Genomic DNA, 20,331 nt, shown 5'->3' with positions numbered 1-20,331 from the left:
TCCGCTACATTGACGCTCACAAAAATATGTTTATAGATTCCCATTGTCACTTAAATTTGTTGGCAGATGAGCCGGGCGGCATTGACGCTATGGTTGCTGAAGCTATCGAAAATAAAGTCGAACACATTCTGTGTATCGCAATTGATAAAGCAAGCTGTGATGAAGTCCAGCAAATTGCTGATAAATACCCAACGGTTACAGCAAGTGCTGGTATTCATCCAAATGTTGATGCCGACGAACAATTCACCATTGAAGAACTGGTGAATGTAGCCAGCCACCCGAAAGTTATTGCTATTGGTGAAACTGGGTTGGATTATTTCCGTTCAGAAGGCGATCTTGCTTGGCAGCGTGAACGTTTCCGAGTGCATATCGAAGCGGCAAAACAAACCCAAAAGCCATTGATTATTCATACCCGTGAAGCTCGCGAAGACACGATGACGATGCTCGAACAGCATGATGCACGTGATGCCGGTGGCATTATTCATTGCTTTACTGAAAATTGGGAAACAGCCAAACGTGCTTTAGATATTGGCTTTTACATTTCGCTGTCAGGTATTGTCACGTTTAAAAGTGCTAAAGAATTACAAGATGTGGCAAAAAAACTGCCGTTAGATCGTATCTTGATTGAGACCGACTCGCCGTATTTGGCACCGGTCCCTCACCGTGGCAAAACCAATAGACCAGTGTTTGTAACGCATGTTGCAGAGTTTTTGGCTGACTTACGAGGTGAGCCAGTTATTCAAATTGCTGAACAAACCACGCAGAATTTTTATCAGTTATTTCCATCAACTAAAGCAGCTTAAATAATGAAAAATAAATTAAAAACAATAGCATACGGGTTGTTTTTAATTGCATTTGTTGCTGGTTGTGAAGCTTCGCATCCCATACCCAGTTTGCCAAGTAATGCGACTATTCTGGCCTTTGGCGATAGCCTGACTTACGGCACTGGCGCTGATAAAACGCAGAGTTATCCAGCTTTGCTAGCTGATGCCTTGAGCATGACTGTCGTTAATTCGGGTGTTCCAGGTGAAATCAGTGAAGAAGGTAAAAATCGATTACCAGAAGTTCTCACAGAGGTTCAGCCACAACTGGTCATACTATGTCATGGTGGTAACGATTTAATCCGTAAGTTAAATCAGGCGCAGACCAAAAATAATCTGATTGACATGATTGAAACCATCCAAGCCAGTGGCGCCCAAGTGATACTTGTTTCTGTTCCAGAACCTAGTATTTTGCTCAGTCCACCAGCATTTTACGAGGAACTCGCTGAGACTTATCAGCTAAATCTTGTGAAAAACATCGTTTCCGATGTGTTGAGCTCACCAAAGCTTAAATCTGATCCCATCCATCCCAATGCTGATGGCTATCAAATGATGGCACAAGCAATTCTCGAAAAACTCGCCGAGTCAGGCGCTGTAAACGTCACCAAACTGTCACAATAAAGTTGTAGCAATATTTAAAGTTTGCATGTTAAATGCCGCTAATTTTTAGGCATTACATGCAATTTCTTTTGGGTGGAGAAATATCGTGAATAAAATTTCAATTAAAGCCAGATTACTACTGGTAAGTGCTTTGGTGGCTGTTGGAATTATCACGTTAATTCTATTAATGGAAATCTCCATTCGTGACGTTGTTGCCATAAAAAATGCCATCGTATTGAATAAGTCGGTTGAAGTATCCATGCTGACCTTACGTCGCAACGAAAAAGACTTCTTGGCACGTAATGATTTGCAGTATCAGGAAGAGTTCAACAAACACTTTGACATCATGGAGCAACAGCTTCATGAGTTGCATACCACGTTGATTGACCAAAATATTGCCAATGATAAAACAACTGAATTAGCTGAAATATTTGAACAATATCAGTCTGTCTTTAATAGCTTAGTTACGTTACAAACCCAAATTGGCTTAACCCCTACAGATGGGCTTTATGGCAATCTAAGAGAGTCAGTTCATGTCGCTGAGACAAGGCTCAATAACATAGGTGACGATACCTTAATAAAAGACATGTTGACGTTAAGGCGCAACGAAAAAGATTTTATGTTGCGCCTTGATTTGAAATACCAAACAGCTTTTGTAGAAAACTTTCAAGTATTTCAAAACAGCCTAATCTCCAGTGATATTGGTAGATATGAACAGAAAAATTTAACCGAGCTGATGACCGCTTATCGAAATGATTTTATGTCTTTGGTTGCAGCTACTGAGCAAAAGGGCATTGATAGTAAATCAGGTTTATTAGGTGATTTACGCAACATTATTCATCAAAGCGAAGCACATCTAACCGACATCTCAAACCATTTATCAGAGGTCGCTGCGGCTAAAATTGATAACATTATTTTAATAAGTATTGTTGTTGCTCTAGTTATTATTGCCGTTTTACTGAGTGTTCTTTTCTGGATCGGTTTAAGTATTAATCGGCCAATTGAGCAACTCGCAGATATCATGAAGCAATCTCGGTTGAACAACGATCTGACTGTTCGTTCACATCTTGATGGTGATAATGAGATTGTCGAGATGTCAGAAGTGTTTAACAACATGATGCAGGCTTTCACCGATGTCATTCGTGGTGTCATCGTTTCTTCAAATGATGTTAAAAAGTCGGCTGAGCAATTGGCTGTCGTCAGTGAGCAAACCAAGCAAGGTGTTACTCAGCAGCAAAGTGACAGTGAGCAAGTGGCAACGGCAATGAATGAAATGTCAGCGACGGCATTAGAAGTTGCCCAATATGCTGCCCAAGCTGCCGATGCGTCCAAGTCTGCCGAACAGGAAGCGCTTAAGAGTAAAAACGTCGTTCGTGAAGCGATTGAGGGCATCAAAAAGCTGGCAGAGCAAGTTGAGTTTGGTGCCGAGTCAATCAGAGATCTTCAAAGAGAGAGTAATGATATCGGGAGTGTGTTAATCGTTATTCAAAACATTGCTGAACAAACCAACTTACTGGCGCTGAATGCAGCGATTGAAGCAGCTCGAGCCGGTGAGTCTGGCCGTGGTTTTGCTGTGGTTGCTGACGAAGTCAGGGTATTGGCGCAACGCTGCCAAGAATCGACTGAAGAAATCAAAAAAATCATCGAGAAACTGCAGGGTAGTGCCGACAAGTCTGTCAGTGTAATGGCGTCAGGCACAGAGCAGGCTAGAGTCAGCGTTAAACAAGCTGAAATTGCCGGTCAGTCTTTAGATGAAATTACTGAGGCGGTAAATGCTATCAGTGACATGAATACGCATATTGCCAGTGCAGCCGAAGAACAAACAGCAGTATCAGAAGAAATTAATCGTAATATTAATAGTATTGCTGGTGTGGCTGAAGAAAACGCCCAAAGCACGAAACTAACTACCGAAACGAGTAATAACCTGTCTTTGCTAGCAAAAGATCTACAAGCACAGTTACAAAAATTTAAGGTTTAATTATTGTTATTTTCCCTGCTGGGCAGGCTTTGGATTGGTTTCAGCTAAACGCCAAGGCTTGCCCTCACAAATTGAATAGTTTGAACAGTTTTTAGTGCATCCCCTGCAGGGTAGTCGTTTTGTTGCACTGACAGTTATTGGTGTAACGCTTGCTGACATGCCTCATTTCCAAGTCTTTAAATTGGATATAGCCTAAATGGCGTGAGATGAAATATTCGTCAAAAGCGTTGTCACTAATACTGCCGTTTAATGAAGTGGCCAGATGAATAAGATGGTCGCGATTGTTACAGCGCCAATAAAAATATTCATCGGCAGACCAACTTTAATAAAGTCCCGGAAATGATAACCACCGGGACCATAAACCATCAGGTTAGTCTGATATCCAAGCGGCGTCGCAAAGCTTGCTGATGCCGCCATCATGATGGCAAAGACAAAGGGCTCTGGGTTAATGCCAGCCTGTTGGGTAATACCCAAGACAATCGGCAGCATTAAAACAGCTGCCGCATTATTGGTAACCACTTCGGTCAAAATCGATACGGCGATATAAGTCATGATCAACATCAGCCATGCCTGATTTTGACTCAACGAAACAATGCCACTTGCTAAATAACTGGCAACCCCGGTTTCTTGTAATGCCGTACCCAAGGCAAATGATGCAGCTATCGTTAGAATTACCGTTAAATCCAAGCTACGCTCTGCTTGGTTAACAGAGCAGCAGCCAGTCAAAATCATCAATGTGGCACCAACCATTGATGCCGTTAACATACTAATCACACCAAAGCCTGCTGCGGTAATGACACCAATTAAAATTGCCCATGCTAAATACGCCTTATCGTGGTTGGGCGACTCTTTACCCATATCATTAATCAATAAAAAGTCTTTGTTGTAGCGTTGCCTTGTAACAAAAGCAGGGCGGGCTTCCAGTAATAAGGTATCGCCTGCTTGTAATTTGATATTGCTCAAGTTGCCGGGGATCCGTTCACCATTACGTGCAACGGCCATGATGACGGCACCGTAGCGCTCTAAGAACATTGCATTACGTACTGTTTCACCAATTGCCGCACAATGCGGTGAGACAACGGCTTCTACCAAACTACGCTCTGGTCTTTCGGCTGCTAAAACACTGGATTCAGATTCTGACGTCGAAGCTATGATCCCACGTATACGCAGTAAGTCAGTGATACCTTGCGTATCACCAGCAAAGACCAATCGATCACTACCTTCAAGTCGTTGTTCGGATGAAACAGCGGTTAATAACGTGCCATTTCGTTCAATCTCAACTAGGTAAACACTTTTTTGATCACGTAAACCGGCAGCTTGTACGCTCTGACCAACCAGCGGGCCATTAGGCTCAACCATCACTTCCAAAGTAAATTCACGGACATTTTCAAAAGCATGATTTTTACTAATGTCAGGTAGCCATTTAGGAAAAAACAGCCACATAAAAATCAGACCTGCGATAGCGACGGGCAGACCAATAATCGTGATGGCAAAAATGGAAAAACCTTGTTCGCCGGTTAAGGCGACATATTGGCCATTTACGATTAGGTTTGTACTAGTACCGACTAACGTTAACGTACCCCCTAAAATCGCCACATAGCTCAGCGGAATCATGACTTTGGATGGATTGATGTTAATACGTTTACACCATGCCAATAAGCCAGGAATCAATGTGGCAACGACAGGGGTGTTATTGAGAAAAGCACTCAAGACGATAACTGGTGCATAGATTCTCAAGTAGGCATGACGGAGTTTTTTGGGTTTACCCAAAAGCGAATTAACAAATATATCCACGCCACCCGAAGCATGAAGACCAGCAGCAACAACAAACATCGCTGCCACGGTAATTAGACCACTATTACTAAACCCTTCAAAAGCCTGCGTATCATTAATAATACCGGCCAAAAGTAATACGGTAAGACCACAAAGCATCGCAATATGTGGGCGAACTTTGCTCAAGATCAGTGTTAATAAAACACTAATTGTCACTGCAATGGTGAACCAACCCTGCCAATCCATACTTTATGTTACCTATAAAAATTGGCACATAATGCCACTAACGTTAATCACATTTGAAAATATGAATTTCCATATAGATATAACTTTTATGGATATGGATCTTGGCGTTTTAAGAATATAAAAAGTTATTTATGAATACCTCCCTGAATTACTTGCTATATGGCGTATTTGGAAGGTATAAATGAACTTATGAGAACCCATGGCAAATACCATTGAAAACTGATCTGACCAGTCGCTCAAGGTCTTATACCACTATTGTTGGTTTAATAATTGCGATCCTGTCCGTTAACTTTTTATTTGCTTGGTTTTGGTTTCAGAACGAAAAAAATAAACTATTTTCTGATATCGAACTCAGCCAAGAAGCCTTCTTATCGCAAGCCAGTCACATCCTGACTAAATCTCTCGAAAAACCTGTTTTAGATATTAAATATATTGTCGATCTCGTTGAGCGTGGGGGCTTAAACCCAAAAGTCGATAGCTTGCACTTTGCGTCATTGATCGATTCGCAAAATGGCTTTTATGACCAGATTCGGGTTTTGGATAATAGCGGTCAAGAAGTTTTACGTGTTGATAAAACACCCTCTGGCGCTAAGATCATTGAAGATGCGTTATTACAAAACAAAGCGGGACGCTACTACGTACGTGAAGCACTTAAACTACGCAGCAAACAAATCTGGATCAGTGACATTGATTTGAATGTTGAAAATGGTGAGATTGAAATACCTTATCAACCCACCATTCGCGTCATAATGCCGTTTCATGATCAAAATCAACAACAACTTGGTTTTGTTGTTTTAAATGTCGATTTGACCAAAATCTTTGACGATATCAGTGAGATACGAACTAAGCTAAAACGAAAAATGAATATTTGGCTGGTGAATGAAGCTGGATATTGGTTGATGGGGCCTGATGATGTCACTTGGGGCTTTATGTATACAGAGAGGGCAAATATGACCTTAGGTCAATTGTATCCCGATTTGTACGCTGAATTGTTATTAAGTACCGAAATTGATGGTCTGCTTGTTGATGATTTATTCGTAAGCTCGCTTCGCATTAATAATGAGCTGCAAGGCTTTGAATCTGTTGTTTTTTCTCCACGGTCTTCTTATATCAATGTTCTTGCAGTTAAAGACCCCGAAGTGTTAAACGAAAGTTTAGCAGCGATAACACATCGAGCAAATAAAGTATTTTTAGTCATTAGCGTTATCAGTATCGTACTAGCGCTGTTATTTAGACGCTTGGTGTTAACGAGGATACGCATTTCGCGTCAGTTAACCGAAGAAAAGAATAAAATGCTGTCTATGTTTGAGGCGGCGCCAGATGCCATTTTGATTTGTGATGACAAAGGGATCATCACCTATGTGAATAATCAAGTTGAACATATGTTTGGCTACACTGAAATGGAGTTGCTTGGTGAGCCAATCGAAAAGTTGGTGCCGCTAGATAAACGAAAAGAGCACGTCAACAAACGAGAGCAAGCGAGTAAACAAACAGGCGTACGTCCCATGGGGACTGGCTCACGTTTCCAGGCACTGTGTAAAAGTGGCGCACTACTGGATGTTGATATCAATTTAAGTATTTACCCAGTGGGTAATGTGACAAATAGCTTGGCTATTGTCCGTGACGTGTCGTCATTAAAAGCGATTGAGCAACTCAAAGAAGATGCACTGATTAAAGCAGAGCAAAATGCCAAGGCTAGAGCTGACTTTTTAGCGAATATGAGTCATGAAATACGCACACCGATTAATGGCATTATGGGGATGTTGCACTTATTGTCGGATACGCAACTTGATGAACGTCAACAACACTTTACCCAGCAATCTAAAAAGAGTGCCGAAGCTTTACTACGAATCATCAACGACATTCTTGATATTTCTAAGATTGACTCCGGTCGACTTGAGTTAATTGAGCAAGAAATTGATCTGGAAGAGGTCATGCTTGATGTCGGAAGAACCTTAGAGCCTCTTGCTCAAGAAAAAGGGATTGAGCTGCATTGTCCGAGTGGTATTTCCTCACCGTTGAAAATCATCGGTGATGCTGTTCGTCTAAGACAGATTTTGATTAACTTGGTAGGGAATGCGATTAAATTTACCGAGTCTGGTCACATTATCGTTAGAGCGGATTTTGTTGTCGATGATAACGATATTGTCTATACCACGTTGACGATTGTCGATACCGGAATTGGTATGACTGATGAATTTGTGGTGCAAGCTTTTGAGCGTTTTTCTCAGTTTAATTCATCTACCACGCGTGAAAAGTCTGGCTCAGGTCTGGGTCTTGCCATTACCAGTGAGTTAGTCAATATGATGAATGGCACGGTAGCACTTGAGTCTAAAGTCGGTGAGGGCACCACCTTTACCATCCAGCTAAAATTTGACCTGGCAAGTGTTACGAAGAAACCGCTGCCACAGTTTGATTCGGATATTCAATTAGTGACACTGGTGAAAACAGGTGTTCAGTTTGAAATTCTTCATGAAATGGCATCATCATGGCGGGTCAATTGTGAACGAGTTGAATCCCTTGATTTGCTCTCATCTCAGTCATTAGACAATGTGATTTTATTAGCTGACTTAACATTATTAACCGATGCTAATATCAAACTATTAAACCAATTAAAGGCATCGCTAAAAGGGCTTATTTTCTTACAGTCCTCTAATCTCGACCCTTCTGACGTGGTAATGCAGTTACCGGATTGCATTTTAATTAAGCCAGTTTCGCCATCAGAGTTATTTAACGCCTTAAATAAGATTGCCAATGGTGACTTGTCGGCAACACCTCATCAGGCCTCCTTGTCATTAACGGCATTACAAGGCCATGTGTTGGTTGTTGAAGATGATTTGATTAATCGCGAAGTGGTGAATGCACTATTAATGAAAAATGGCTTAACGGTGGCGAATGCGAAAAATGGTCAAGAAGCAATCGACATGATTAGCCAAAATAGTTTTGATTTGGTCTTGATGGACTGCCAAATGCCAGTAATGGATGGCTATAACGCGACCAGAGAAGTGAGAGCAGGGAGTGCAGGTGAAACAAAGAAATCAATACCTATCATCGCACTTACGGCGAATGCCTTACGCGGGGATGAGGAACTGTGTATCGCTGCGGGTATGGATGATTATCTATCTAAGCCAATCGAGCCAGAGAGCTTATTTAATATGCTGGCTAAGTACCTAAAGGAGGGGAAGTGAATGGATGATCCAAACTTGGTGGTATGGGATAAACAAACAGCCTTATCTCGATTAATGAATGATGAGTCATTGTTGAGTACCTTAATTTCTCACTTTAAAGAACTCGCACCTTTGACAGTGCAAGAAATAGAGCAGGCCTCACAAGAAAATGATGTTAATGCATTACAACTTCATGCGCACAAAATTAAAGGCAGTGCTTTAGCTGTTGGGGCATTGAGAGTCGCTTGCCTAGCAAAAGTCATTGAAGAAGAAGCAAGGCAAGACAATGCGTTCGCAAGTTCAGAGCAGCTTGCCCAGCTAACTGCTGAAATTGATACTTTTTTAGTTGAAACGGCATAGAGCATTATGTCGGCCGAATTTGCTAACTCAAATAGAGCCTAATAATGGATGTTTTGATCATTGACGATAACCCCATTGAGCGAGAGATATTAAGCGCTTTCGTGAGAAAGGCTGGCTATCATCCAATCACTGCCGATGGTGCCGAACAGGCGTTAGCTTTATTATCCAAGCGAGAAACGCCACCTGAAATCATCGTCATCGACTGGATGATGCCAGAGATTGATGGTTTACAGTTGTGTGCAGAAATACGTAAGCAAGAGCGTATTCCTCGTCCGTACATCATCATGGTGACTTCAAGTCATCAAGAAAATATTGAGTTAACTGCGCTTGACCTCGGGGCCGATGACTTTATCGAAAAGCCAGTCAATGGCAGCCTTTTTATGGCACGGCTAAAAGTCGGAAAACGTTTGGTTGATGCCCAGAAGAAATATATTCAGCTGGCGCATACAGATGAATTGACCGGTTTATTAAATCGCCGGGCTGGGCTTAACGATGTTGATAATCACATAGCAAGACTGTTTCGTGCTTCGCCCAACACAGAGCATTGTCTCATCATGTGTGATATTGACCACTTTAAAAAGGTCAATGATAACTACGGTCACAGTGTAGGTGATGAGTTATTGCTGATGGTCGCCAAAACATTAAAAAACCTAGTGCGTCCATTTGAAACAGTGGCACGATTAGGCGGCGAAGAGTTTTTGATTTATTGCGAAGCCAATCGTCACGAAATTGAAGTCATACTCCAACGTTTACTGAAAGCGATTAGGAGTTTAGTGATTCATCATGAGATGGAACTCGTGTCGGCGACCATGAGTTTTGGTTGCCTTGTCATTAACAATCAACTCCCACGTTTTAGTACTGATAAATACCTAACGTTAGCTGATGATTTGTTATATCGCGTTAAAAATAATGGCCGAAATGCATTTGCTATTCGTGCCATTAATAAAGAAGGGCAGTTAGCGCCCGAATAAAATTAATGGTTTTCGGTATAGCGAAGTCTATCAATGATTAAACGCAGTGCTGAACTTACCTGACGGCGTCCTGAATAACATAGGTAATACCCATCAAAACTTGGGCACCAATCCGCTAATACTCTTCTGAGTAAACCTTTTTTAATATCCTCGCTGACTTCTGGCTCGGTCACAAAAGCAATGCCATGGCCTTCTTTGGCCGCTTCTGCACAAATGCCGCTTGAGCTAAAAATAAACGGGCCGTTTACTTTCTTTTCGATACTCACGCCGTCTTTTTCAAATTCCCAGTCATAAGGCGACGCGTTTGGGCTAAAACGTAAGATTAGACATGCATGATTATCGAGATCGGCTGGTGTTTCTGGGATACCGTGTTTTTCTAGGTAATCAGGTGATGCAACAGCGGCCATTTGTATATCAGGGCCAACCTTAATTGCCACCATATCTGGACTAATAAACTCTCTTAATCGAATCGCGGCATCAAATCTATCTGCCGTTAGATCTGCCAGTCTGCTTTCAAGGCTTAATTCAATTTGTACTTCTGGATAATCACGCGAGATCTTCGAGATTTTTGACCATAAGCCTGATTGCATTGCCGGTTTACTGGTTGCTATCCGAACGAGCCCGCTGGGTGCATCGCCCAGCATTTTTAATTCTTCTATACGGGCACTGATATCACTAAAGCCTGGGCGTAGCGTCGCTAGTAATTTTTCACCGGCTTCGGTTGTGGATACACGTCTTGAGGTTCTGTTGAGTAGCTTTAAACCGAGCGATGCTTCGAGCCGTCTTACAGCATGACTGACGGCTGACTGGGAGACATCAAGACGAACTGCTGCACGAGTGAAACTTTTCTCGTCGGCAACACACATAAATAACATCAAGTCACTGAGTTCTTCGCGTTTCATTTATCAATCCAACAAGGTGTTTTGCTATTAAAACATATTAAAAACGCTATTTATTAGTTTATTGATGTTTTTAATTCATGGATTCAATGAATTAAACATGGTTGTTAGCTAGCTAACTACCTCTTAAGATCACTAGCAAGATAAGTTAAGCCGATTGAAATTAAGCAGAATCAACTAAAGGAATTGTCATCAGCATGAAAAGTAAATCGTTAACGCTCGGCGTATTATTAGGTTTGAGCATCTTCATACCATTGTCTGGTATGGCCGATACGCATAAAGCAGCAAAGGAGGAACACATGATTCATAACAAAAATGGTTCTCAGGCATCTGTGAAAGGGCCGAAAGAATGGTTTGTCGGTGATGTCAGAATTGATCCGATTTTATTGCAAGCTCAAGAGCCATCAAGCATCACATCAGCATTAGTCACATTTGAGCCTGGCGCTCGCACAAATTGGCATACCCATCCCAAAGGGCAGTTATTAATTGTGACTTCTGGCCAAGGTTGGACACAATGTGAAGATGGTGAAAAAGTCATCGTCAATGCGGGTGATTCGATTTGGTGTCCACCGAATCATAAACACTGGCATGGCGCGACAAGCACTACAGGTATGAGTCATATCGCGGTACAAGAAGTCTTTGAAGGTACTAATGTCGAATGGCTTGAGCCCGTAACTGACGAACAGTATTTACAGTAACGTTAGTGTTTAAAAAATTAGTCATTATCACTGGTATGTCATTAACAGCCACAAATACATTTGCTGGAGACAAGGCTTTGACGAAAGTTCAAATCACAACAGGCACATCATCACTCGTCGCGAGTTTAGATGACAGTGCTGCATCGCGTGATTTCATCAAACTATTGCCGTTGACAGTGACCCTTGATGACTTTCATCAAACCGAAAAAATTGTGGTGTTGCCTGAGGCCCTATCAACCGATGGCGCAGCTTCAGGTTATTCACCACGTAAGGGGGATATTGCCTATTACAAACCCTGGGGTAATCTCGCCATTTTTTATAAAGATTTTGGTCACTCAGCTGGTTTAATTCGGTTGGGACATATTGATAACAATCTCCAAGTGCTGAGTCAGTCAGGTAGTCTTGATGTCACCATTGAGCTCATTGATTAGGCAGGGAATCACAGTCGATATCGTGAATTTTCAACGAATAGAGGAAATGCTATGAAAACAATTGGTTATGCCGCACCATCTGAAGGCGCAGCGTTAGCGCCATTTCATTTTGAACGTAGAGAATTACGTGAAAATGATGTTGCTATGGAGATTTTGTACTCGGGTGTCTGTCACTCCGATTTACATACTGTAAACGGTGACTGGGGCCCACAATCTTATCCATTGATCCCGGGACATGAAATTGTCGGACGGGTGACTGAAGTTGGTTCAGCAGTAACCAAATTTTCAGTCGGACAACATGTTGCTGTCGGTTGTATGGTTGATAGCTGCCAACACTGTGATCAATGTGACCATGGTGAAGAGCAATACTGTCGTGAAGGTATGACGCCAACTTATGGTGCGCCAGATCGCATTTCTGGGGAAATCACCCAAGGTGGTTATGCTAGACACATTGTTGTTCGTGAAGAATTTGTTTTAAGTGTTTCTGACAAATTAGATTTGGCAAAAGCGGCACCGATCCTTTGTGCTGGTATCACAACGTATTCACCGCTGCGTACTTGGAATGTTGGTCCAGGTAGCCGTGTTGGTGTTATTGGCCTAGGCGGTTTGGGTCACATGGCCGTTAAACTTGCTGTGGCAATGGGCGCTGAAGTTACCGTGATTAGTCGTAGTAAATCTAAAGAAAAAGAAGCACTAAGTATTGGGGCTAAATCAATGTTAGCTTCAAGTGATGAGCAAGAAATGACCGCAACGGCTAATCATTTTGATCTGATTGTTGATACTGTTCCCGTGAAACATGATGTGACATCTTACCTGCCATTGTTAGATGTAGATGGTACGTTGGTTATCGTTGGTCAGGTTGGTCCGCTGAACGAACCGATGACTTTCCCTCTGATTTTTGGTCGTCGTCGTATTGCTGGTTCTTTAATTGGTGGTATTGCTGAAACTCAGGAAGTATTGGATTTCTGTGCCAAACATAACATCCACCCAGATTGTGAAATGATCAAAATCGATGAAATCAATAATGCTTACAAAAAGCTTGAAGAAGGGGATATCTCACATCGTTTTGTTATCGATATGAGCTCACTTGAAGCAGTTTAAGTTTCTGGCTTAACTTATTGATTCAGAATAAATAAATTTTTACAGAAAGAGCATGTTCACTGCTGTCGGTGGCATGCTCTTTTTTTGTATCGAATGTAGCTATATTTTCTGGAGGATTTTATAGAAAACAACGAAACTTGTTTATTTCTGCTAGGTCGTTATATTTATTGACAATATCGTTAGATTGGCTATTGTGATGCAAAGTCGTATCTGAATTACTCTATTTTGTCTGCAGTTAAACACCATGCAAAGAGAGTTTGAAATAGTTAAACGCATGGAGGCATTATGTTTGAAACACGTTATTGCACTTCAACAAATCAGTTTGTTGAACGCAATTTGACCGAAGTGCTAATACAGAACAAACCTATGAAGTCTCTAGAACACAAAACAGCTCAAGAACAAGTCCACGAACTTTGGGATAACTTAGTTAGTTTTCCAATTAGTGATACCGAAGAAGCACTACAAGTGCTATTAAGTTCGATTAGTTCTCTTATCAATGCCGATCATGGCTATTGGCTTTCCAGTATTCGATTAGATGATGTCGATCACACGATCGATAGCTTAAGAGGCTGGCGTGTTGGTCCAGTTTATTTTTATAAAGAACTGCCAGTTGATAATGAGATCTATGAATCCGCAAAACGTAATATGAATGCGGGTGATATGAATGCCATTAGTGAAGTGGCTATCAAACACACCGAAGGGGCGGGTGAGTTTCGAAGTGTTCTATTAAGAGAGTTAGTATCGCCGGCTTTTTTTGACAGTATCCATTACAAAATTTATTACCAAAGCCGTAATGTGACTGACGCTTTGTTTATTTCAACACCTATCAATCAAGATCTAGAAATGCATTTTTGCTTTAATCGGATTGGTGATGCGCCTGCATTTAATAAACAAGATATCGCTACTGCCGCATATGCATTACGCGGTCTTAAGTGGTTTTACAGCCAATTGGCTTTAAGTCATGGCTTGGTGATTGCTGAAAAACCACTGACCCACACCGAACGTAAGGTCATGCATTTACTGTTAAGTGAACTCACCGAAAAACAAATATCCGAATCGCTTGGCCAGAAATCAGCAACCACACACAATCACGTCAAAAGTATTTACCGAAAGTTTAATGTGAACAGTCGTGCTGCTTTGATGGCGTTATGGCTTAAGCGTTCTTTTTAGGCATTATCACTAAGATTATTAGCATTTCGTTGGCGTAACTTTTGAATAAAGTTGAGATAACCCACCTCAACAAAAGAAAGTAATACGAAACCAGCAAATGCGATGGCCAAATGCTCAAAAATACTGATTTTAAACCAGTATAAAATGCCGAATGTGACCAAATTCGATAACACGACTGCCATCACCAAAAACATTTGTACTTTTGCCTGTGGTGTTGTGTTGTTTTCAACAGTTGACATGTTAACGTCCTTGTTAAGGTTAATTTTTAGCGTTGAGTGAAATCAAAAACTCATTGCCATTTTTTTATCATATCGGTCAGCGCGATGATATCAATTGGCTTAGGTATATAGTCGTTCATACCCGCTTGAATACACGCTTCTCTTGCGCCGCGCATCGCATCAGCAGTAAGGGCAATAACGGTAACGTCTTTATTTAACTTGCCTGCATCACCACTGCGTAATTTTCGTGTGGCTTGGTAACCGTCCATTTCCGGCATCATACAATCCATTAAAACCAGATCAAACTTGGTTTCGCTAAGCATCGATAAGGCTTCAATACCGTTGTTGGCGATGGTGAGGTTGACTCCAGTTTTTTGTAATAAACCTTTAGCAACAGTTTGATTTATAAAGTCATCCTCAACCAGAAGGATTGTTAAATCTAATCTTGGTAATTTATCGCTAAGGTTATTTTCTGAGGGTTTAGCTTCAACATTTTGATGTGTGATGCTGTTAAGAGCGTTCAGTACTTCAATTTGGCTGGCGGGTTTGGTCAGCACTTTATCAGCGAGTTTATTGATTATCTCAGCGTTGGCTGTATCAGCAAGTGAGTGCAGGATAATGACCTTCGTTTTGGTTTTATCCAGCCCCATAAGCTCGTCTTGATTTGCTTGTTCATTAAGCACCTTAGAATCCAAAAGTAGGACATTGCGGTCACTATCATTCAGAGTTATTAGTAAGGTTTTGGCGGAATCATTATGGATTAGAGGTATGCCCCAATTCTCGAAAAGTGATGCAAGATATTCCGATAAGGTCTTAGCGTGGGTGCAGCTATAAAACTGCCAATCTTTATTCGGTAGTTTTGGCTGAGCCAATTCTGTAACTTTGTTAAAACTGAGCTGGAAATAAAACTCACTACCGATGTTAGGTTCAGATTTTACTTTTAGATTGCCACCCATTAACGAAACGAGCTGGTAACTAATCGCGAGTCCAAGCCCTGAGCCACCCACTTTTCGAGTCAGGCTTTCATCAACTTGGCTAAAACGTTGAAAGAGTTTGTCCAGTTTATCGGCCGAAATACCGTTGCCTGTGTCAATAATCGAAAACTGTAGATCAATTATGTCGGTAGTTTCTGCAACCAAATCAATATGAAGTCGGATAGCACCTGTATCGGTGAATTTAACGGCATTCGATAATAAGTTCATCAAAACCTGCCGAATTCGAATGGCATCACCTAATAATCGAAGCGGTTTTATATGACCATTTGGACAGACAAATTCCAAACCTTTGGTATTTGCATTCGGCTCAATAATTTTGGCGATGTCATTTAAGGTCTCAATTAAATCAAATTCAGATTCAATGATTTCTAACTTACCGGACTCAATTTTAGAAAAGTCTAAGATGTCATTAATGATACGAAGTAGGGCGGCGGCACTTTGATTTACTTGCTCAATATAAGACTGCTGTTGCAGATCTAACCGACTGTCTTTAAGTAAAGTCAAAATGCCGATAATGCCATTCATTGGTGTGCGAATTTCGTGGCTCATATTCGCTAGGAATAGGCTTTTTGCTTCTGTGGCTTTGCTGGCTTTGTCTAGAGCTTGCTCAAGTTCTTTTTCCCGTGATTGTAGCGTCACTGCTAAGCGTTCCGTTTGATCGGCTTTTTGTTTAAATAATGCAGCTGAACGCGCTAAGTTACCTATCTCATCTGTGCGATCTTGCCCCGGGATTTGCTCAACGTTTTTGCCAGCTGAGATATCATCAAAAGTACTGGTTATCTTGCTGATTGGTCGGGATATTGCCCCTGTTAAACGGCCTGTAATCATAAAGGCAATGATGACCAAAATGATCGATGCCATAATCGCTAGCCATTGATAGCTTTGATAATTTTTCTCAGTATTAATAGCAAATGACTGTTGATGAAATATCGACTCATTTACAAGCTTTTCGGCAACCCGACTTAGCTCACTTGCATCACTAGCAATAACCACATTTACTAAAAAGACGAAATTTCTATCGGCTTGTACTGCGGTATAAAAAGACGCCTGTAACGTCTCTAAAATGGGTAACAATGATGGTAAGTTTTGATGCTGTGATGCCAATTCCGCTGCAATAGGTTTTAAGGTATCAAACCGGTCTTGCAGCGACTCTTTAATGTTATTTTCTCGGCTCCTAAAATAACTCATCTCCAAAGCACGAATTTCATAAATGAGTGCTTTAACTTCTAACAGCAGGGCTTTGATCTGCGCCTCATTTTGATTAATAGGCTTGGAGATAGCTTCTTTGATTAAGCTAATCGCTTGATTGTGTTGCTCAAACAGCGCAGTCTGGTTGGATTTAAGAGCTTGTTTTTCAATCCCCAGGCGTGAAACTTTGCTTTGTAAGTCGCCGGTTCTTTGAGTCAGTATTTTGATATCTGAACTAGATGCCAGTTGTGTATAGCTGGACTCAGTAGAAATATGCTCGATTTTATTATTTAAGCTTTTTAGTTGCTTGTTGATGCCATCAGTTGATGAGGATTCGATTAGTCTGAAGGCGAGAATTTTGCGGTTAAGCTCAGTAATGTCTTGCTGAATTAAGCTGACTAATTGGTTGAAATCTGCATGTTTTTTATAGGTGTCAAAAAGTAATTTCGTACTATTTAAGGTAATGGTATTCAGCACAACGATGATAATGCTGATGGTGACAAGACTAAAAAAACCCAAAAAAATGCGTTGTTTTAAGCTCAAGTTGTCTATGTTTTTTAGCATGTAAAGTTTGGGTTAAGCCAAAAGAAACTCATACCATTTTTGTAATGAATAGTCGTAGTTAGGCATGACGGTATTCCAAATAGCGACATTACTAAATCGTTTGGTGTAAGAGCCACCATTTCTGACTTCCCCTGCATTTACGGAGATACGACCATCAGTGCCTTTTAAGGCGACATTTGTCTCTTTGCCTTCGTACCAATAGCCCCATTCATTGTCATCAAGTAGGGGGCGTGAACGCTCTGGATTACTAATGTAATACCCTTGTCTGGCAATAAAAGCGCCAGGCCAACCACTTAACCACCAATTCATATATTCATATGCGGCATCTTTAACATGACCATCACAAGCACGTGACATACACATTACGCCATGCCAAGCACGATAACCTTCTTTTGGTGCAGCATAAGTCACGGGAGTGCCTAAACCGTTTGCTGCAGAAACGCCGGGAGAAAACATGCTTTGAATGGCTACTCGGCCACTTGTGATGTAATCAACCGACTGAGGAACAGAATTCCAAAACCCTGAAAAATGATTTTGGTTTTTGTATTCCATCAATATTGAGAACAATGTGTCTATTTCAGAAATAGTCATATCGCTCATATCTTGAAACTGCATTAAACCTTTGCTCTGTGCCGCTAATGCCAGATCAAAAATACCGATGGTTGGGGCATTGACGATACCGACTTTTCCTTGCCATTTTTCATCGAGCAACCAAGACCAACTTTCCGTATCGTAGGCGGTACCTTGGGGAATAATATCGGTGTTATAGCCAAAAGAATCTACATTATGAACATACGGTAAGAAGCTGATTTTACCGGTAAATTTCTCGCCAAGACTGCCGTCATCTTGAATGTTTAGGATTTTATACGGCGCATCACCAAGACCGGTCTTGGCATCGGGTTGAATACGTCCGGTTCGCGAAATGTTATTGATTTCGTCCCAGTAAGTAAGCCTGTCTGTTTCTATTGCTTGGATGGCATTGGCCTGCCAAAGTTGTCTGATGCTATCAGTCCATTGTTCGTAAAGATCAAAACTCTCTGGCTGTGTGGTGGCTTTTTGAATCAACTCTGCTTCACCACCTGGCTCAAAAATCAGCTCAATACCCAAGTCTGACATTGCTTGCTGACGAAGCTCTTCTTGAAGCGTTACGTGGGTTCCCATCACACGAAGTGTGGTTTTTTTCTTGGCAAAAACAAATGGTGCTTTACTTGAGAGTAACAGGGCGCCAGCACAACTAGACGTACGTTTTAAAAATTTACGACGTGATTGTTGCTCAGTTGTCATGATTGCTGAATCACCCATACCACTATCCTCAATGAATTCGGTACTGCGGACTGTTATTGTGCTTAATTAGGAGCATATTAAACAGTGGGTTATTGATCAATGATCTTAATCAAAAAGGTGGTATGTAAAACCGTAAACGCTTTTTAAATAGTTATGGCTTTCTGTTTTAGTTTTTAGAAATAGTGACTTACGTTTTCATAGAGGCTTTCTTTTAAACTTTAGTAAAAACGACTATCGTCATGCTGATATTTTTTAAGAATAACTAAGGAAGTATTTGCGCAAATGCATTTTTCGCAGAGAGACTATAAAGCGAAATTGTAGGTAGAAAGCAAAAAGACAATCCATACAATGGCTTATTTTTACAAATTCTGTATGTTTTTATTGCATACATAAGCGTTGGGGAATAGCTTTTAGTCATCTTGTTTGCCTTTATTTGAGGTACAAAATGACCGAATGGCAGCCACATATTATTGACAGTGCCCGTGTGAAATACATTGGGGTTGTTGAAGCTCTCGAATCGGATATAAAAAACCGCGTTGTAAAGCCTGGCGATCGTTTGCCACCACAACGTCAGATCGCTAATAGTTTGGGGATTGATCTGACAACCGTAACGCGGGCTATGAAAGAAGCGGCACGACGTGGTTTGATTGAAGCCCAAACGGGTAGCGGTACTTTTATTGCTCAGACAGCGTTTAGTCATTACAGCTCAACGCAGCTAATAAAAGGCAAACCGCTGGATTTGAGCATGAATAATCCATCAAGCCCACTTGATATCAAAGTTGAACTAGAAATTGACAAATCACTACAAGACTTAGCGGCTGTATCTACAAAACCTCTGCATCACTTAAGTTATCAAGAAACGGCTGGGCATCCTGAAGATCGTGCAGCCGCCAAACTATGGCTGAGTCAAAAGCTGCCTGATATCAACGCTGATAATGTATTGATTACCAGCGGCGCACATAGTGCGATTTATTCAATATTAAGTCATTTCAAACGCTTAGGTGTTAAATCGATAGTTGCACCTGAGCTTTGTTATCCTGGTTTTATCTCTATTGCCGATCAGTTGGGATTGGATGTTTTTAGTGTCGAAATGGATGCTTCAGGGATTGTGCCTGATGCATTGTCAGACATTATTCATAAGTACCATCCTGATGCACTGTATCTCACACCGAATATTGATAACCCCACGACAGCAACATTAACACTTGATAGGCGGATGGATCTTGCTGAGCTCGCTAAGCATCATCAGCTGAAAATAATTGAGGATGATCCTTACTACGCCTTTTTAGATGAGTCATTGCCAGCCTTTTATAGTCTTGCACCAGAACTCACTTGGCATATAGCAACCACCTCAAAGTGTTTAGCCCCCGCACTTCGTGTCGCTTATGTTGTCGCGCCTGAAGTCAGTGATATTTTGGCTTTGACAGAAGAAATTAGGGTGAGCAGCATTATGGCACCCCCCTTAATGAGTGCCGTGGTGGCCAATTGGATACGTAGTGGTCGTATCAATGCAATTTCTCAAGCTGTAAAAGCTGAAAACATAAAACGCCAACAGTTAGCAGCCAGTATTTTCAAACGTAATGCATTACAAACACATCATGCTGCGCCACATTTTTGGCTGCCATTAGCGAAAGGGATGCGTGCTTTAGATTTTTCAGAACAAGCTAAGCGAGTAGGGGTGTCTGTTGTTCCGTCTACGGCTTTTGTTAGCACGCGAAGTCATGTTCAAGCTGTCAGGGTTTCGCTTGGTGGGCCTTGTGAACATGCCGAGCTGAGTCGTGGGTTATCACTGCTGGCAGAGCTATACGACAGCAAATTACCCACTTCGAAATTCATTATTTAGACATTCTGCCCAGCGTGGTTAGAA

At 41.4% G+C, this 20,331-nt stretch carries 16 protein-coding genes; 11 read left to right on the top strand and 5 right to left on the bottom strand.

The genetic code is table 11. From position 1 onward, the window contains the following. Positions 1-26 precede the first annotated feature (26 nt). The 3 genes from OMP94_RS03030 (at position 27) to OMP94_RS03020 (ending at position 3,399) form a co-directional block, all read left to right on the top strand. The gene (locus tag OMP94_RS03030) at positions 27-803 is read left to right on the top strand and encodes a TatD family hydrolase (RefSeq protein WP_266275870.1); all 777 of its coding nucleotides are present in this window, start codon (positions 27-29) and stop codon (positions 801-803) included. Positions 804-806: 3 nt separating this feature from the next. After that, complete coding sequence (locus OMP94_RS03025) at positions 807-1,442, top strand: arylesterase (protein WP_266275868.1); 636 nt, start codon at positions 807-809, stop codon at positions 1,440-1,442. Between the two features lie 85 nt (positions 1,443-1,527). After that, entirely contained in the window at positions 1,528-3,399 is a 1,872-nt protein-coding gene (locus OMP94_RS03020; protein ID WP_266275866.1) for a methyl-accepting chemotaxis protein, read from the top strand. A gap of 246 nt (positions 3,400-3,645) precedes the next feature. Here OMP94_RS03020 and OMP94_RS03015 read toward each other — a convergent pair whose 3' ends face one another. Continuing rightward, positions 3,646-5,418: an SLC13 family permease gene (locus OMP94_RS03015; RefSeq protein ID WP_266275864.1), complete on the bottom strand. Its 1,773-nt coding sequence runs from the start codon at positions 5,416-5,418 to the stop codon at positions 3,646-3,648. Positions 5,419-5,630: 212 nt separating this feature from the next. Between OMP94_RS03015 and OMP94_RS03010 the strand changes: the two genes are divergently transcribed. The 3 genes from OMP94_RS03010 to OMP94_RS03000 are packed head-to-tail and all read left to right on the top strand — an operon-like array spanning position 5,631 to position 9,916. Beyond that, a complete protein-coding gene (locus OMP94_RS03010; protein WP_266275862.1) occupies positions 5,631-8,606 on the top strand; it encodes a hybrid sensor histidine kinase/response regulator in 2,976 nt (991 codons plus the stop codon). Next, positions 8,607-8,945, top strand: coding sequence for an Hpt domain-containing protein (locus tag OMP94_RS03005; RefSeq protein ID WP_266275860.1), 339 nt, complete (start codon positions 8,607-8,609; stop codon positions 8,943-8,945). It begins immediately after the preceding gene. Positions 8,946-8,989: 44 nt separating this feature from the next. Next, positions 8,990-9,916 (top strand): diguanylate cyclase, encoded by a 927-nt coding sequence (locus tag OMP94_RS03000; protein WP_266275858.1) that lies wholly within the window; start codon positions 8,990-8,992, stop codon positions 9,914-9,916. Positions 9,917-9,918: 2 nt separating this feature from the next. On the opposite strand, the gene OMP94_RS02995 is transcribed toward OMP94_RS03000, so the two are convergent. Further along, complete coding sequence (locus OMP94_RS02995) at positions 9,919-10,818, bottom strand: LysR family transcriptional regulator (RefSeq protein WP_266275856.1); 900 nt, start codon at positions 10,816-10,818, stop codon at positions 9,919-9,921. A 194-nt stretch (positions 10,819-11,012) separates the two neighbouring features. Here OMP94_RS02995 and OMP94_RS02990 point away from each other — a divergent pair, with 194 nt between their 5' ends. The 4 genes from OMP94_RS02990 to OMP94_RS02975 all read left to right on the top strand — a co-directional run bounded on the left by OMP94_RS02990 (position 11,013) and on the right by OMP94_RS02975 (position 14,215). Continuing rightward, positions 11,013-11,513 (top strand): cupin domain-containing protein, encoded by a 501-nt coding sequence (locus tag OMP94_RS02990; protein WP_266275854.1) that lies wholly within the window; start codon positions 11,013-11,015, stop codon positions 11,511-11,513. Positions 11,514-11,590: 77 nt separating this feature from the next. Continuing rightward, complete coding sequence (locus tag OMP94_RS02985) at positions 11,591-11,944, top strand: cyclophilin-like fold protein (RefSeq protein WP_266275852.1); 354 nt, start codon at positions 11,591-11,593, stop codon at positions 11,942-11,944. A 51-nt stretch (positions 11,945-11,995) separates the two neighbouring features. After that, positions 11,996-13,045 carry an NAD(P)-dependent alcohol dehydrogenase gene (locus OMP94_RS02980; RefSeq protein ID WP_266275850.1) on the top strand — a complete coding sequence of 350 codons (1,050 nt, stop codon included), beginning with the start codon at positions 11,996-11,998 and terminating at the stop codon, positions 13,043-13,045. A 285-nt stretch (positions 13,046-13,330) separates the two neighbouring features. Next, the gene (locus tag OMP94_RS02975) at positions 13,331-14,215 is read left to right on the top strand and encodes a helix-turn-helix transcriptional regulator (RefSeq protein ID WP_266275848.1); all 885 of its coding nucleotides are present in this window, start codon (positions 13,331-13,333) and stop codon (positions 14,213-14,215) included. On the opposite strand, the gene OMP94_RS02970 is transcribed toward OMP94_RS02975, so the two are convergent. The 3 genes from OMP94_RS02970 to OMP94_RS02960 are packed head-to-tail and all read right to left on the bottom strand — an operon-like array spanning position 14,212 to position 18,482. Further along, complete coding sequence (locus OMP94_RS02970) at positions 14,212-14,454, bottom strand: hypothetical protein (RefSeq protein WP_266275846.1); 243 nt, start codon at positions 14,452-14,454, stop codon at positions 14,212-14,214. The two genes, OMP94_RS02975 and OMP94_RS02970, sit on opposite strands and share 4 nt — an antisense overlap. 50 nt (positions 14,455-14,504) lie before the next feature. After that, on the bottom strand, positions 14,505-17,159 hold the full coding sequence (locus OMP94_RS02965) for an ATP-binding protein (RefSeq protein WP_266275844.1): 2,655 nt from the start codon (positions 17,157-17,159) through the stop codon (positions 14,505-14,507). Between the two features lie 33 nt (positions 17,160-17,192). Continuing rightward, positions 17,193-18,482: an ABC transporter substrate-binding protein gene (locus OMP94_RS02960; protein WP_266275842.1), complete on the bottom strand. Its 1,290-nt coding sequence runs from the start codon at positions 18,480-18,482 to the stop codon at positions 17,193-17,195. Positions 18,483-18,909: 427 nt separating this feature from the next. On the opposite strand from OMP94_RS02960, the gene OMP94_RS02955 reads away from it, so the two are divergent. Beyond that, on the top strand, positions 18,910-20,307 hold the full coding sequence (locus OMP94_RS02955; RefSeq protein ID WP_266275840.1) for a PLP-dependent aminotransferase family protein: 1,398 nt from the start codon (positions 18,910-18,912) through the stop codon (positions 20,305-20,307). Positions 20,308-20,331: the final 24 nt, after the last annotated feature.

It is taken from the genome of Methylophaga sp. OBS3, assembly GCF_026319325.1.
GTDB lineage: Bacteria > Pseudomonadota > Gammaproteobacteria > Nitrosococcales > Methylophagaceae > Methylophaga.
Note: the sequence above shows the minus strand (reverse complement) of the source record. Positions and strands in the feature narration are given on the sequence as shown.